The organism is Pelomonas sp. Root1444 (assembly GCF_001426885.1).
Taxonomy (GTDB): Bacteria; Pseudomonadota; Gammaproteobacteria; order Burkholderiales; family Burkholderiaceae_C; genus Pelomonas.
The window spans coordinates 102515-115743 of the sequence record NZ_LMFP01000027.1; the positions used below are offsets into that span (position 1 = coordinate 102515).

17 protein-coding genes are annotated in these 13229 nt (G+C 69.5%); 12 read left to right on the top strand and 5 right to left on the bottom strand.

What is annotated here, in order from left to right; genetic code table 11:
• The first annotated feature begins 19 nt into the window (after window positions 1-19).
• The 9 genes from ribD to tolA are packed head-to-tail and all read left to right on the top strand — an operon-like array spanning window position 20 to window position 6728.
• Window positions 20-1051 carry a bifunctional diaminohydroxyphosphoribosylaminopyrimidine deaminase/5-amino-6-(5-phosphoribosylamino)uracil reductase RibD gene (gene ribD, locus ASD35_RS17420; protein ID WP_056876235.1) on the top strand — a complete coding sequence of 344 codons (1032 nt, stop codon included), beginning with the start codon at window positions 20-22 and terminating at the stop codon, window positions 1049-1051.
• Window positions 1052-1100: 49 nt separating this feature from the next.
• Window positions 1101-2198, top strand: coding sequence for a bifunctional 3,4-dihydroxy-2-butanone-4-phosphate synthase/GTP cyclohydrolase II (gene ribBA, locus ASD35_RS17425; RefSeq protein ID WP_056876236.1), 1098 nt, complete (start codon window positions 1101-1103; stop codon window positions 2196-2198).
• Between the two features lie 16 nt (window positions 2199-2214).
• Window positions 2215-2688, top strand: a complete 474-nt coding sequence (gene ribH, locus ASD35_RS17430) for a 6,7-dimethyl-8-ribityllumazine synthase (RefSeq protein ID WP_056876237.1) — start codon at window positions 2215-2217, stop codon at window positions 2686-2688.
• Window positions 2685-3176 carry a transcription antitermination factor NusB gene (gene nusB, locus ASD35_RS17435; protein ID WP_056876238.1) on the top strand — a complete coding sequence of 164 codons (492 nt, stop codon included), beginning with the start codon at window positions 2685-2687 and terminating at the stop codon, window positions 3174-3176. The genes ribH and nusB overlap by 4 nt, the downstream gene beginning before the upstream one ends.
• 10 nt (window positions 3177-3186) lie before the next feature.
• Window positions 3187-4365: a pyridoxal phosphate-dependent aminotransferase gene (locus ASD35_RS17440; protein ID WP_056876239.1), complete on the top strand. Its 1179-nt coding sequence runs from the start codon at window positions 3187-3189 to the stop codon at window positions 4363-4365.
• Window positions 4362-4757 (top strand): tol-pal system-associated acyl-CoA thioesterase, encoded by a 396-nt coding sequence (gene ybgC / locus ASD35_RS17445; protein ID WP_056876240.1) that lies wholly within the window; start codon window positions 4362-4364, stop codon window positions 4755-4757. The genes ASD35_RS17440 and ybgC overlap by 4 nt, the downstream gene beginning before the upstream one ends.
• Window positions 4754-5428, top strand: a complete 675-nt coding sequence (gene tolQ, locus ASD35_RS17450; protein WP_056876241.1) for a protein TolQ — start codon at window positions 4754-4756, stop codon at window positions 5426-5428. Before ybgC ends, tolQ begins: the two co-directional genes overlap by 4 nt.
• Entirely contained in the window at window positions 5428-5862 is a 435-nt protein-coding gene (tolR, locus tag ASD35_RS17455) for a protein TolR (protein WP_056876242.1), read from the top strand. The genes tolQ and tolR overlap by 1 nt, the downstream gene beginning before the upstream one ends.
• Entirely contained in the window at window positions 5862-6728 is an 867-nt protein-coding gene (tolA, locus tag ASD35_RS17460) for a cell envelope integrity protein TolA (RefSeq protein ID WP_056876243.1), read from the top strand. The genes tolR and tolA overlap by 1 nt, the downstream gene beginning before the upstream one ends.
• Here tolA and ASD35_RS17465 read toward each other — a convergent pair.
• The 4 genes from ASD35_RS17465 to ASD35_RS17480 are packed head-to-tail and all read right to left on the bottom strand — an operon-like array spanning window position 6706 to window position 9043.
• Window positions 6706-7212, bottom strand: coding sequence for a DoxX family protein (locus tag ASD35_RS17465; RefSeq protein WP_082580244.1), 507 nt, complete (start codon window positions 7210-7212; stop codon window positions 6706-6708). The genes tolA and ASD35_RS17465 overlap by 23 nt on opposite strands.
• On the bottom strand, window positions 7209-7910 hold the full coding sequence (locus tag ASD35_RS17470) for a DNA-binding domain-containing protein (RefSeq protein WP_056876244.1): 702 nt from the start codon (window positions 7908-7910) through the stop codon (window positions 7209-7211). The genes ASD35_RS17465 and ASD35_RS17470 overlap by 4 nt, the downstream gene beginning before the upstream one ends.
• On the bottom strand, window positions 7907-8761 hold the full coding sequence (locus tag ASD35_RS17475) for a DUF692 domain-containing protein (RefSeq protein WP_056876245.1): 855 nt from the start codon (window positions 8759-8761) through the stop codon (window positions 7907-7909). The genes ASD35_RS17470 and ASD35_RS17475 overlap by 4 nt, the downstream gene beginning before the upstream one ends.
• Window positions 8762-8764: 3 nt before the next feature.
• Window positions 8765-9043: a DUF2282 domain-containing protein gene (locus ASD35_RS17480; RefSeq protein WP_056876246.1), complete on the bottom strand. Its 279-nt coding sequence runs from the start codon at window positions 9041-9043 to the stop codon at window positions 8765-8767.
• Between the two features lie 99 nt (window positions 9044-9142).
• Between ASD35_RS17480 and ASD35_RS17485 the strand changes: the two genes are divergently transcribed.
• Together ASD35_RS17485 and ASD35_RS17490 are read left to right on the top strand one after the other, a co-directional pair.
• Window positions 9143-9718 carry a sigma-70 family RNA polymerase sigma factor gene (locus ASD35_RS17485; protein ID WP_056876247.1) on the top strand — a complete coding sequence of 192 codons (576 nt, stop codon included), beginning with the start codon at window positions 9143-9145 and terminating at the stop codon, window positions 9716-9718.
• The gene (locus tag ASD35_RS17490) at window positions 9715-9909 is read left to right on the top strand and encodes a zf-HC2 domain-containing protein (protein ID WP_235538383.1); all 195 of its coding nucleotides are present in this window, start codon (window positions 9715-9717) and stop codon (window positions 9907-9909) included. The genes ASD35_RS17485 and ASD35_RS17490 overlap by 4 nt, the downstream gene beginning before the upstream one ends.
• A 9-nt stretch (window positions 9910-9918) precedes the next feature.
• Here the strand turns inward: ASD35_RS17490 and pcp are convergent, their stop codons facing one another.
• Complete coding sequence (pcp, locus tag ASD35_RS17495) at window positions 9919-10581, bottom strand: pyroglutamyl-peptidase I (protein ID WP_369819230.1); 663 nt, start codon at window positions 10579-10581, stop codon at window positions 9919-9921.
• A 110-nt stretch (window positions 10582-10691) separates the two neighbouring features.
• Here pcp and ASD35_RS17500 point away from each other — a divergent pair, with 110 nt between their 5' ends.
• Window positions 10692-13229 (top strand): GspE/PulE family protein, encoded by a 2538-nt coding sequence (locus ASD35_RS17500; RefSeq protein ID WP_082580246.1) that lies wholly within the window; start codon window positions 10692-10694, stop codon window positions 13227-13229.

Sequence of the window (13229 nt, forward strand, 5' to 3'; positions counted from 1 at the left end):
GCTTGGCTAGACTGGCTGGATGCTTCCTGAACGAATCCGCGAGTCGCTCGGCCTTGCGCTGAGCCTCGCCGAACAGGCCATCGGCCTGAGCGACCCCAACCCCCGCGTCGGCTGTGTGCTGTTGTCGGCCGACGGCCGGCAGTTGGGCGCCGGGCACACCCAGGCGGCCGGTCAGCCGCATGCCGAAGTCATGGCGCTTCGCGACGCCGCGGCCCGTGGTGCCGATGTACGCGGCGGCATCGCGGTCGTCACGCTGGAGCCCTGTTCGCATCACGGCCGCACACCGCCTTGCTGCGATGCCCTGATCGCCGCGGGCATCGCTCGCGTCGTGGTCGCCGTCGAGGATCCCAATCCGCTCGTCGCCGGTCAAGGCCTCGCGCGCCTGGCAGCCGCCGGCCTCGTCGTCGAGCTTGCCGACGTGGCGACAGCCGATGCGGCCCGCGAGTTGAACATCGGTTTCTTCTCCCGCATGCAACGCGGCCGGCCGTTCGTGCGGCTGAAGTCCGCCATCTCGCTGGACGGCCGCACCGCCCTGCCCGATGGCCGCAGCCAGTGGATCACCGGCGAAGCCGCGCGCGCGGACGGGCATGCCTGGCGCCGTCGTGCCGGCGCCGTGCTGACAGGCATCGGCACCGTGCTGGCCGACGACCCGCGGCTCGACGTGCGGCTGGTGCCGACGGCCCGCCAGCCGCTGCGCATCGTGCTGGACCCGCAGGGCCGCATGCCCGCCGCCGCACGCATCCTGCAGCCGCCCGGCGAAGCCCGCATCATCGGCCCAGGCCGGGCGGACCTGCCTGCGCTGCTCGCCGACCTCGGCTCGCAAGGCGTCAACGAGCTCCATGTGGAAGCCGGCCCGGTGCTGTCCGGCGCCTTCCTCGATGCCGGCCTCGTCGACGAGCTGCTGATCTACCAGGCGCCAGTGCTGATGGGCGAGGGGCGTCCTCTGGCCTCCCTGCCCCAACTGGCCGACCTCGGCGCCGCCCGCCGCTGGACGCTGATCGAAGCCTCCCCTGTCGGCGCGGACCTGCGCCTTCGCCTGCGGCCCGTGTAGAAGCCGACGCGGCGCCAGCCACTAGGGTCGCCACCTACAATCGCCGGCTATGCCCATCTCCCCCATTCCCGAGCTGGTGGCCGAGCTGGCCGCGGGCCGCATGGTCATCCTCGTCGACGAGGAGGACCGCGAAAACGAGGGCGATCTCGTCCTGGCGGCCGACCTCGTCACGCCCGAGGCCATCAACTTCATGGCCAAGCACGGCCGCGGGCTGATCTGCCTGACGCTGCCGCGCGAGCATTGCGAGCGCCTGCAACTGCCGCCGATGACGCGCCGCAACGGCACGCAGCACGGCACGGCCTTCACCGTCTCCATCGAGGCCGCCACTGGCGTCACCACCGGCATCTCGGCCGCCGACCGCGCCCGCACCGTGCAGGCAGCCGTCGCGCCCGATGCCAAGGCCAGCGATCTCGTCCAGCCCGGTCACGTGTTCCCGCTGCAGGCCCAGGACGGCGGCGTGCTGATGCGCGCCGGCCATACCGAAGCGGGCTGCGACCTGGCCCGCATGGCCGGCCTGTCGGCCACGTCGGTGATCTGCGAAATCATGAAGGACGACGGCAGCATGGCCCGGTTGCCCGACCTGGAGATCTTCGCCGCCGAGCATGGCCTGAAGATCGGCACCATCGCCGACCTCATCGAGTACCGCAGCCGCCACGAAAGCCTGATCCAACGCGTCGCCGAGCGCCGCCTGAACACGGCTCAAGGCGAGTTCGACTGCCAGGTCTTCACCGACCGCACCGGCGGCACCCACCTGGCGCTCAGCCACGGCCAGTGGACACCGGACGACGAGGTGCTGGTGCGCGTGCATGAGCCGCTCTCGGTCATGGACCTGCTGGAAGCGGGCCCCTGCGGCCACTCCTGGGGCCTGCCCGCCGCGCTGTCTGCGGTCCGGGCCAGCACTGCAGGCGTCGCCGTCCTGTTGAACTGCGGGGAGGACGCCGCTGGGGTGCTGGCCCGCGTGCAAGCCTGCGAGCCGACGGCGGCCACCAAGGGCGCGATGGACCTGCGCACCTATGGCGTCGGGGCCCAGATCCTGAAGGCGCTGGGCGTGCACCGCATGCGGCTGCTCGGCAGCCCGCGCCGCATGCCCAGCATGACCGGCTACGGCCTCGAAGTGACCGGTTTCACCGCTCCTCCCCACTGCTGATTCAGAAAGGCCCGCGATGCAAGATTCCGAACCCGGACTGCCCAGCTTCGAGGGCGCCCTCGACGGCAGCGAGTTGACCGTCGCCATCGTCCAGGCGCGCTTCAACGACTCCATCACGTCGGCGCTCGCCAGCGCCTGCCTGGCCGAGCTGTCCATCCTGGGCGTGCCGGCCGAGGCCATCCGCCATGTCACCGTGCCGGGCGCGCTGGAGGTGCCACTGGCCCTGCAAGCGCTGGCCGAAAGCAACGACTACGACGCCCTCATCGCACTGGGCTGCATCATCCGCGGCGAAACCTACCACTTCGAGCTCGTCGCCAACGAGAGCGGCGCGGCGGTGACCCGCGTCGGCCTGGATCACGGCATTCCGATTGCCAACGCCATCCTGACCGTCGAGAACGAAGCCCAGGCCTGGGCCCGCGCCGAACCCAAGGGCCGCGATGCCGCCCGCGTCGCCGTCGAGATGGCCAACCTGCTGAAAGAGATCGAGTGAACGCACCCCAGAAGACCGCACCCAAGGCGGCCACCAAACCTGCCGGCAGGAAGCCCGCCGCCAAGTCGGCCCGCCGCCGCTCGCGCGAGGCCGCGTTGCAAGGCCTCTACCAGTGGCTGCTGACCGGCGAGGACATCGGCGCCATCGTCGCGCTGGGCCGCGAGCAGGAGGGCTATGCCAAGCTGGACCTCAAGCACTACGACGCGCTGCTGACCGGTTGCGTCAACGAGGCCGCCGACCTCGACGCCATCCTGTCCCGCCACGTCGACCGCAAGACCACCGAGCTGTCGCCCATCGAGCACGCCATCCTGATGATCGGCGCCTACGAGCTCAAGCACTGCATCGACATCCCCTACCGCGTCGCCATCAATGAGGCCGTGGAGCTGGCCAAGTCCTTCGGCGGCACCGACGGCCACAAGTACGTCAACGGCGTGCTGGACCGCGCGGCCGGGGACCTGCGCCCCACCGAGGTGGCGGCCAAGCGCTGATGACGAGCTGATGAAGCTGGCCGCCCGGCTCGACCGCATCGAGCCTTTCTACGTGATGGAGCTGGCCAAGGCGGCAGCGCGGGTCGCCGCAGGGCCGCTGTGCGACGCGGCGCAGGGCGGGCGCCGCATGATCCGCCTCAACGTCGGCGAGCCCGACTTCGGCGCCGCACCCGCTGTGCGCGAGGCGGTGGCGCGCGTGGCGCAAGGCCCCACGCCGTACACCGACGCCCTCGGCCTGCCCGCCTTGCGTGAAGCGATCTCGCGCTGGTATGCACAGCGCTTCGGGTTGGCCGTCTCGCCCGATCGCATCGCCATGACGGCCGGCGCCTCGGCCGGCCTGCAGCTCGCCTGCCTCGCCCTCTTCGAGCGCGGCGACGAGGTGCTGATGCCAGACCCCTGCTACCCCTGCAACCGCCATTTCGTGACGGCCGCCGACGCCATGCCGCGCTTGCTGCCCACCGGCGCTGCCGAGCGCTTTCAGCTGGGTGCGCAACAGGTTCGCGACGCATGGACCCCGGCCACGCGCGGCGTGCTGCTGGCCTCGCCCAGCAACCCGACCGGCACGTCCATCGCGCCCCAGGTGCTGGCCGACATCGCCCGCTTCGTGCGCGGGCGCGGCGGCGTCACGGTCATCGACGAGATCTACCTGCCGCTGAGCTACGACGAGCACTTCGGCCACAGCGCCTTGGCCCTGGGCGACGACATCGTCTCGGTCAACAGCTTCTCCAAGTACTTCGGCATGACCGGTTGGCGGCTGGGCTGGCTGGTGCTGCCGCCGGCTCTCGTGCCGGCCATCGAACGGCTGGCGCAGAACCTCTACATCTGCCCGTCCACGCTGGCACAGATGGCGGCGCTGGCCGGCTTCGAGCCGGCGTCCATCGCCGAGTTCGAACGCCGCCGCAACACGCTGCGTGAGCGCCGCGACTACGTCGTGCCGGCCCTCAACGACCTCGGCCTGACCGTGCCCGTCGCGCCCGATGGCGCCTTCTACGCGTGGATGGACGTCAGCCGCCATCACGCCGACAGCTGGGCCTTCGCGCACGAGCTGCTGCAGAGCGCCCAGGTCGCGCTGACGCCGGGCCGCGACTTCGGCCTGGCCGACCCGCAGCGCTGGATGCGCCTGTCTTTCGCGTCGTCGATGGAAGACCTGGAAGAAGCCATGCGCCGCCTGCGCGAGGTGATCGCATGAACTTCCAGTTCCAGGTTCGCGTGTACTGGGAAGACACCGATGCCGGCGGCATCGTCTTCTATGCCAACTACCTGAAGTTCTTCGAGCGTGCCCGCACCGAATGGCTGCGCGCCGCGGGTGTCGAGCAGCACCAGCTGCGCGAGGACACCGGCATCATCTTCGTCGTCGCGGCCACCAGCCTGCGCTACGCCGCCCCGGCGCGGCTGGACGACCTGCTGACCATCACCGTCGAACCCCAGCCTGCCGGCCGTGCCAGCCTCGTCGTGCGTCAACGCGCACTGCGGGGCGACACGTTGTTGGCCGAAGGCGAGATCCGCATCGGCTGCGTGCGCGCCGACGACCTGAAACCGCAACGCCTGCCCGACCGCGTCGTCGCGGCGATCACCGCATGAACCAAGACCTCTCCATCGTCTCCCTGATCCTGCACGCCAGCTTCGCGGTGCAGCTCGTCATCGCGGGCCTGCTGCTGGTGTCACTGGCCAGCTGGAGCGTCATCTTCGGCAAGCTCATCGGCCTGGGCCAGATCAAGCGCCGCAACGACGCCTTCGAGGCCGAGTTCTGGAGCGGCAAGAACCTGAACGACCTGTATCAGGCCGTCGGCAACCGCACTGACGGCGCGCCGCTGGAGCGCATCTTCGCGTCCGGCATGCGGGAGTTCATGAAGCTGCGCGAGAAGCGCGTCACCGACGCCGGCGCCCTGCTTGACGCGGCCCGCCGCGCCATGCGCGCCAGCTTTCACCGCGAACTCGATGCGATGGAGAGCAACCTCTCCTTCCTGGCCTCGGTGGGCTCCGTGTCACCCTACGTGGGCCTGTTCGGCACCATTTGGGGGATCATGCACGCCTTCGTCGGCCTGTCCAACCTGACGCAGGTCACGCTGGCCACCGTCGCGCCGGGCATCGCCGAGGCGCTCGTCGCCACGGCCATCGGCCTGTTTGCGGCCATTCCGGCCGTGCTGGCCTACAACCGCTTCGCCCGCCAGATCGACCGCAGCGCGATCACGCTGGAGACCTTCATCGAAGAGTTCTCCAACATCCTGCAACGCAACTCGACGCAGCACTGATGGCCTCCGTCTCCGCCCGCGGCGGCCGCCGGCGCCGCACGATGAACGAGATCAACATGGTCCCGTTCATCGACGTGATGCTGGTGCTGCTCATCATCTTCATGGTCAGCGCACCGCTGATCACGACCGGCCTTGTCGACCTGCCCAGCGTGGGCAAGAGCCGCCAGCAGCCCGAGCACGTCATCCAGGTCATCGTCGGTACCGACGAGAAGCTCAAAATCAAGGTCGACCAGTTGGAGCCTGAATCCATCCCGGCCAACCGCCTGGCCGAGCGCGTCAAGAAGGCCCAGGGCAAGGACGCGACCAACCCGGTCGTCATCTCCGCCGACAAGAACGTCAAGTACGAGGCCGTGGTGCAGGTCATGGACACGCTGCAGCGCGCCGGCATCCAGCGCGTGGGCCTGGCCGTGAAGAGCGGTGCATCGTCCAACTGATGTCGACCACGGCCCTGCGTCCTCCTGAAGCCGCCGGCATCGGCCGCGGCCTGGCGCTTGCGCTGCTGGCGCACGCACTGCTGATCATCGCGCTGACCTATGGCCTGAACTGGCACAGCGACTCGTCGCCCGCCTTCGAGGCCGAGCTGTGGTCCTCTGTGCCGCAGGTCGCTGCGCCGCGCGAGGAAGCGCCGCCCGAGCCCGAACCCGAGGCCCCCAAGCCACCGCCTGAACCCGACCGCCGCGCCCAGCAGCGCGCCGCCGACGAAGCCGCCGCCGAGCAGCGCGAAGCCGAGATCGCGATCGCCAAGGCCAAGAAGGCCAAGGAAGAAAAGGCCCGCGAGGAAGCTGCCAAGCTCGAACGCGACAAGGCCGCCAAGGACAAGGCAGCCAAGGACAAGGCCGCGAAAGAGAAGGCGGACCAGGAAGAGCAGGATCGCAAGAAGGCGAAGGAAGCCAAGGCGGCCAAGGAAGCGAAGGAGGCCAAGGACGCCGACGCCCGCCGCGAGGCGCAGCGCCAGGAAAACCTGCGCCGCATCCAGGGCATGGCCGGTGGCACGCCGGGCTCCACCGGCGCGGCCGCTCAGAACGCAGCGCCGTCGGCGGGCTGGAAGGGTCGCGTTGTTGGACGCATCAAGCCGTTGATCATCTACTCCGGCAATCGCGACGCCAACCCGACGGTGTTGGTGCGACTGACTCTGGGGCCGGATGGACGCATCCTTGGCACCCGGGTGCTCACCGCCAGTAGTGACGCCGAATGGGATCGCGCGGTCCTGCGCGCCATCGAGAAGGCCGAAATGCTGCCGCGCGATACAGATGGCCGTGTGCCGCCAGTCGTCGACCTCAACCTCTTCCCGCTCGAATAGACAGCACGCGGTCGACGGACCAGCGCCCAGCGCCCCACAGTGCGATCGCGAGCGCCAGCACCCCCCACAGCGTGTGCTGCGCCTGGGCGGCCGGTGTCAGGTCATCGGCCATCAGCGACAGCACCGCCATCAGGTTGACGACGAAGAGGCCCGCGCCGGCAAAGCGCGTCGCCAGGCCCAGCACCAGCAGCACGGGCAGCACCAGCTCGCCGGTGGTGCCCAGGTAGGCCGCCAGCGCCGGCGGCAGCAGCGGTACTTGGTAGATGTCGTTGAAGAGGGCCAGCGTCGACGACCAGTCGCGCAACTTGGTCAGGCCCGACATGAAAAAGACCTGCGCCACGTAGAGCCGCGCCGCCAGCAGCGCGAGCGACTGGAGATGGCTGACGACACCGTCGAGCGGTACCGGCAGACGCGTCGGCCGGGGCGGCGAGATCTCGCCGGGGTCGGTGAAGGCGCGCAGCGCGGCGGAGGCAAAAGCGTTCATGGCGTGGAAGTCCGGTGGGTGGATGGCGTCGACCTGACTCCCAGCAGCCAGGCGTTCTGCAGCGCGGCTTGCAGCCAGGCGCTGAAGTCGAAGTCGGCCCCGGCGCCAGAACCTTTCACTTCGGCCTGCGCCAGCGCATCCGCGAGGCTCGCGTCGGTCAGCAGCGCGCGCAAGAAACACGCCTCGGCGGCCGATAGCGCCCGCGATTCGCCCCGCCAACGCTGGCGCCACACCAGCACCGGGCCCGTGCGCTGATCCAGCAGGGCAACGCCCGGCCGCAGTTGCAGCCACAGCTGCTCGGGTGGCAGGTGGCCGAGCAGCGCCAGCGATTCGGCGTCCAGCCCGGCATCCGCCACGCGTTCGGCCTCGTGCAGCGCCCAGTCCAGCCGGGCCAGATCGGGCAGGCCGGAGTTCTCCCCGGCACGCGCGACGAGGAATGCGGGCAGCGCGCCACCCCACTGCGCCAGGTCGCCGCGCTCGGGCGGGTGGGTGCGCCAGAACGTCCAGGCCAAGGCGGCGAAATCGTCCTCGCCCAGCGCCTCGCGCAAACGGATGAACGGCACCGCCAGCGCCTGGGCCGACAGCGCGCGCAGGTTGTTGCGATAAGCGGCCAGGCCGCGCTCGCTGCGGGTCAGGGTGGCCGGCGCATCGCCGCGCCCGAGCAGCGCATGGACCAGGGCCTCCTGCTCGGCCTTCATGTCTGCAAAGCCCTCGCGCGCTCGCACTCGCCCAGCAGCACGTCCAGTTCGGGCACGGCGGCGTCCCATTCGATCAGCGTGGGCACAGGGCCCAGGCGCTCGATGGCGTGCGCATAGACGCGCCAGACTTCATCCCGCACCCGGCTGCCGTGATCGTCGATGACCAGGCCGTCCGCCAGCTCGCAGTGCCCGGCCAGGTGGATCTCGCCGACGCTGCCCGGCCGGATCGCATCGACCCAGCGCATCGCCTCACGGGCCGCCTCGTCCGGCGCCAGGCCGGCATTGCGCGCATTGACGAACAGGTTGTTGACGTCCAGCAGCAGCCCGCAGCCGCTGCGCTGCGTCAACAGATTGAAGAACTCGGGTTCGGCCAGGGTGTCGCCGTCCCAGCCGACATAGGCGCTGATGTTCTCGACCAGCATGCGCCGGCCCAGCCGCTGCTGGACCGTGCCGACATGCTTGGCCATCAAGGCCAGCGATTCGTCGTTGAAGGGAATGGGCAGCAGGTCCGCCGCATGCAGGCCCGAGCCCACGCGGGCGAAACAGGCATGGTCGGACACCCACTGCGGCTGCACGCGCTCGACGAGGCGGGCGAGCCGGTCCAGATGCCAGGGGTCAAGGCCGGTCGCCGAGCCCAGCCCGAGGCCGACGCCATGCAGGCTGACGGCATAGGCCTCGCGGCCGGCCTCCAGCACGGCCAGCGTCGCGCCGCCGTCGGCGAAGAAATTTTCCGAATGGACCTCGATGAAGCCGAGGGCCGGGCGGCGCGCCAGCAGCGCTTCGTAATGCGGCTGGCGCCAGCCGATCCCAACGGGAGCGGCCGGCGCCAGCAGGGCCGATGCAGCCGGCAAGGCTTACTTCTTCTGCTTGGCCTTAGCCTCGTCGGCCGTCATGCCGCCGGCGCTCTTGCAGCTGCCCTTGGCGACGTATTTCCATTCCTCGGCGGCGTTGTCCGTCTTGGCCTGGCCGGCGCAGGAATGGCTGCCGCTCATGTTGGCGCAGTCGTTCTGGCCCGCCTTGGCGATGCCGTAGCACTTCTCCTTGGCGGCCTTGTCCTCGGCCTGGGCGTGGGCGACGAGACCGAGGGACAGGGCGGCAGCCAGGGCCGAGGACACGAGGGCTTGGTTCTTCATGGGATCTCCGAAATGTTGGGGGTAGCGGAAAGGCGGCCGATGATGCGGCGGCAGGAACGAAGTCGCAAGACGCCCCGCACTCCTTACACTCCGCGCCGCATGACCGCTTCACCCGACCCTTTCAGCCAGATCGAAGCCCTGCGCCCGGTGCTGCTGAAGTACGCGCGGCTGCAGCTGCGCAACGCGGCCTGGGCCGAGGACGCCGTCTCGGAGACGCTGCTCGCCGCGCTCGAGAAGCCCCAGTCCTTCGCGGGCCAGAGCCAGCTCAAAACCTGGCTGATCGGCATCCTCAAGCACAAGCTGGTCGACCAGATCCGCAAGAACAGCCGCGAGCTGTCGACGACCTGCACGGCCGACGACGGCGAGGATCTCGACGACCTGCTGTTCGCCAGTGACGGCCACTGGCGCGAGACCCAGCACGATTGGGGCAACCCCGAGGACATGCTGCGCCAGCTGGATTTCATGAAAGTGCTGGAAGCCTGCGTCGAGAAGCTGCCGGGCCAGCAGGGCCGGCTGTTCATGATGCGCGAATGGCTGGAGCTGGAATCCGACGAGATCTGTAAGGAGCTCGCCATCACGCCGACCAACCTGTGGGTCATGCTGCACCGGGCCCGGCTCAGGCTCAGGGATTGCCTGCAGGCCGGTTGGTTCGGTGCCGCCGGAGGAGCGACTTGATCAAGCCGAAGATCACCTGCCGCGAGGCGACGGAAATCCTGCTCCGGGGCGAGGACCGCAGCCTGCCGCTGGCCGAGCGGCTGTCGCTGCGCCTGCATCAGCGCAGCTGTGGCAACTGCCGCCGCTTTGCGCGCCAGGTGGCGCTGATGCGCCAGGCGAGCGCGCGCTGGCGCAAGTTCAGCGAAGACTAGGAACAGGCCCTAACTCGTCGGCCCGCCTTCGTCCGGGTCGCCCGCGGCCGGTTGCGCATCGCCCGACAGCGAGATCGCGATCGCCAGCTTGATCGCATCGATCTGCGCGGCCAGGCCCATGCTGGGCACGCTGGGCTGGGTGCGCGCGGCCTGTTCGGGCAACGCCGGCAGGTGGATGAAGCCGCTCATCAGGCCGCGGCCGGCGAGGCGGTGCTGAAGCTCGAAGAACAGCTGGTTGCAGACGAAGGCGCCGGCCGACAGCGACAGCCCCGCCGGGTGCCCGGCGGCGCGCAGGCCGTCGCGGACGGCCTTGACCGGCAGCGTCGAGAAGTAGGCCGCGGGCGCATCGGTGCGCACCGGCGTGTCCAGCGGCCGTTCGCCGGCGTTGTCGGCGATGCGCGCGTCGATGAGGTTGACGGCCACGCGCTCGATGGAGACCTCGCTGCGGCCGCTGGCCTGGCCCAGCGCGATGACCAGCTCGGGCTTGAGCACCGCCAGCGCGTCGGCCAGCGCCTGCGGCGCGCCAACGAACGTGGTCGGCAGGCAGCGCGCATGCACCGTCGAGCCGGCAATGACCTGGCCGTGCAACGACCGCGCCACTTCCCAGGACGGGTTGATGACCTCGCCGCCGAAAGGCTCGAAGCCGGTGAGCAGGATGTTCATGAGCCCCATTCTCCCAGCCGGCGCTGCGCAGGGGCAGCAAGTTGAAACCGGTGTTTTTCGGGGCAAACCGCGCGCGGGCCGGCCTCCATAATCAGCCGGCAACCTGCCAACGCCCACGCATGAACGACCCGTCCCAGCCCCTGCCCTGGCCCCACGGCGACGCCGGCTCCTCCGCCGCCGGCCCGGCGGTTGCCGGGCCGGGTTTCTTCTGGCCCAACCCGCCCTACGCCGCCTACCCCCAGCCGCAGGTGCAAAAGGGCTCCGAGGCCTGCGAGATCCTCGGCCTGAACAACAGCCGCAGCACCGGCCAGTTGCTGCACATGGACGCCAGCGAGCGCATGGTGCAGATCAACGTGCCGCCGGCGCGCAACAGCATGCCGCTGAAGTTCAGCCAGTTCCGCGCCGTCAAGCTCATGCGGCCGGTGGTCGTGCCGCCGCGCGACGAGGGTGACAGGAATGCGCCGCTCAGCGTCGACCAGCGCCCGCGCAGCGACTTCCGCGTCGTCTTCAACGGCGGCGACGAACTCAAGGGCGTGACCATCGGCCACCAGCACGACAAGCTGGGCCTGTTCCTCTTCCCGCCGCTGTCCGACAGTGACGACTCGGTGCGCCGCGTCTTCATCCCACGCGAGGTGCTGGCGCATTTCGAGATCGGCGAGCGCATCGGCGACCTGCTGCTGAAGGATGCGCTCGTCACGCAGGAGCAGCTCGCGGCGGCCGCTGTCGAACAGACCGGCCTGCGCCAGAAGCGCGTCGGCGACATCCTGGTCGAGCAGCACATCGTCACCGCCGAGCAACTGCTGCAGGCCATCGAGCAGCAGGCCAAGATGCCCATGGTGCGCATAGGCGAGGCGCTGCTGGCGCTGGACCTGGTCTCGGCCGAGCAGCTGGAGCAGGCCCTGGTGCAGCAGCGCGACGACCGCTCGGTGCCGCTGGGCGAGCTGCTGGTGCGCCGGGGCGTCATCAGCCGTGCGCAGCTGCAGTCGGCGCTGGCGCGCAAGATGGGCTACCCGGTCGTCGACGTGGAGAACTTCGCCATCGAACCCGACGCCGTGCGCAAGCTGCCGCACGCGGTGGCCAAGCGGCTCGAAGTACTGCCGCTGGTGCTGCGCGATGGCCGCCTGGTCGTCGCAATGGAGGACCCGACGCGGCGCGATGCCATCGACGAGGTCGAGTTCATCACCCAGCTCAAGGTTGTGCCGACATTGACCAAGCTGGGCACGCTGCAGTTCGCCATCCCCTCGGCCTTCAACCGCTACGGGGCGGAGGCGCTGCCGCGCGGCGGCGGCGTCGATACGCTGCCCGACTTCACGCCTGACTTCGCGCTGGAGAGTTCCAACAAGCTCATCGAAAGCCTGGAGCGCGATAGCAGCGAACGCACCAGCAAGGAAGACGAGTCGCCGATCGAGCAGAGCGACAACAGCCTGGTGCGGCTGATCAACAGCATGATCATCGAGGCGCACAACCAGGGCGTGTCCGACATCCACATCGAGACCTACCCGGGCCGCGACAAGCTCAAGATCCGCTTCCGCCGCGACGGCGTGCTGCAGCCCTACCTGGAGCTGCCCCACACCTACCGCAACGCGATGATCGCGCGCATCAAGATCATGTGCGACCTCGACATCTCTGAGCGCCGCAAGCCGCAGGACGGCAAGATCAACTTCGCGCGCTTCTCGTCGCAGCACAGGCTGGAGCTGCGCGTCGCGACCATCCCGACCAACAACGGGCTGGAGGACGTCGTCATGCGCATCCTGGCCAGCAGCAGGCCCATGCCGCTGGACCGCATTGGCCTGACGCCGGCCAACCTGGCGGCCCTGAAGCACGCCGTCGCCCGGCCCTACGGCATGGTGCTGTGCGTCGGCCCGACCGGCTCGGGCAAGACGACGACGCTGCACTCGGCGCTCAGCCACATCAACACCGCCGATCGGAAGATCTGGACGGCCGAGGACCCGATCGAGATCACCCAGGCCGGCCTGCGCCAGGTGCAGGTCAACCCCAAGATCGACTGGACCTTCGCCAAGGCGCTGCGCGCCTTCCTGCGCGCCGATCCCGACGTCATCATGGTCGGCGAGATCCGCGACCAGGAGACGGCCGAGATCGCCGTCGAGGCGTCACTCACCGGTCACCTGGTGCTGTCGACCCTGCACACCAACAGCGCGCCCGAGACCATCACGCGCCTGCTGGACATGGGCATGGACCCGTTCAACTTCGCGGACTCGCTGCTGGCCGTGCTGGCCCAGCGCCTGGTGCGGCGCAACTGCAAGGCCTGCCAGACGGCCGAGCCGATGAACGAGACCGAGCTGGCCGAGCTGCTGGATGACTATCTGCACGTTTTCCCGGCCGAGTCGCAGCCGGCGAGGCCGGCGCTGATGGCGGAATGGGTCAAGAATCACGGCAAGGACGGACGCCTGATGAAGTTCAGCAGCCCGGGTTGCAGCACCTGCGGCGGCTCCGGCTACAAGGGCCGCGCCGGCCTGCACGAACTGCTGACGGTGTCCAAGAACCTGCGCCGCATGATCCAGACCGGCGCCCGCGCCGAGGAACTGCAGCAGGCCGCACTTGCCGAAGGCATGCGTTCGCTGCGCCAGGACGGCATCGTCAAGGTGCTGCAGGGCATCACCACCATCGCCGAAGTGCACGCGACGAGCAACGCATGA

Coding starts and splice junctions, on each gene's coding strand:
- ribD (WP_056876235.1), top strand. CDS start 20: ATGCTTCCTGAACGAATCCGCGAGTCGCTCGGCCTTGCGCTGAGCCTC.
- ribBA (WP_056876236.1), top strand. CDS start 1,101: ATGCCCATCTCCCCCATTCCCGAGCTGGTGGCCGAGCTGGCCGCGGGC.
- ribH (WP_056876237.1), top strand. CDS start 2,215: ATGCAAGATTCCGAACCCGGACTGCCCAGCTTCGAGGGCGCCCTCGAC.
- ASD35_RS17440 (WP_056876239.1), top strand. CDS start 3,187: ATGAAGCTGGCCGCCCGGCTCGACCGCATCGAGCCTTTCTACGTGATG.
- ybgC (WP_056876240.1), top strand. CDS start 4,362: ATGAACTTCCAGTTCCAGGTTCGCGTGTACTGGGAAGACACCGATGCC.
- tolQ (WP_056876241.1), top strand. CDS start 4,754: ATGAACCAAGACCTCTCCATCGTCTCCCTGATCCTGCACGCCAGCTTC.
- tolR (WP_056876242.1), top strand. CDS start 5,428: ATGGCCTCCGTCTCCGCCCGCGGCGGCCGCCGGCGCCGCACGATGAAC.
- tolA (WP_056876243.1), top strand. CDS start 5,862: ATGTCGACCACGGCCCTGCGTCCTCCTGAAGCCGCCGGCATCGGCCGC.
- ASD35_RS17465 (WP_082580244.1), bottom strand. CDS start 7,212: ATGAACGCTTTTGCCTCCGCCGCGCTGCGCGCCTTCACCGACCCCGGC.
- ASD35_RS17470 (WP_056876244.1), bottom strand. CDS start 7,910: ATGAAGGCCGAGCAGGAGGCCCTGGTCCATGCGCTGCTCGGGCGCGGC.
- ASD35_RS17480 (WP_056876246.1), bottom strand. CDS start 9,043: ATGAAGAACCAAGCCCTCGTGTCCTCGGCCCTGGCTGCCGCCCTGTCC.
- ASD35_RS17485 (WP_056876247.1), top strand. CDS start 9,143: ATGACCGCTTCACCCGACCCTTTCAGCCAGATCGAAGCCCTGCGCCCG.
- pcp (WP_369819230.1), bottom strand. CDS start 10,581: ATGGGGCTCATGAACATCCTGCTCACCGGCTTCGAGCCTTTCGGCGGC.
- ASD35_RS17500 (WP_082580246.1), top strand. CDS start 10,692: ATGAACGACCCGTCCCAGCCCCTGCCCTGGCCCCACGGCGACGCCGGC.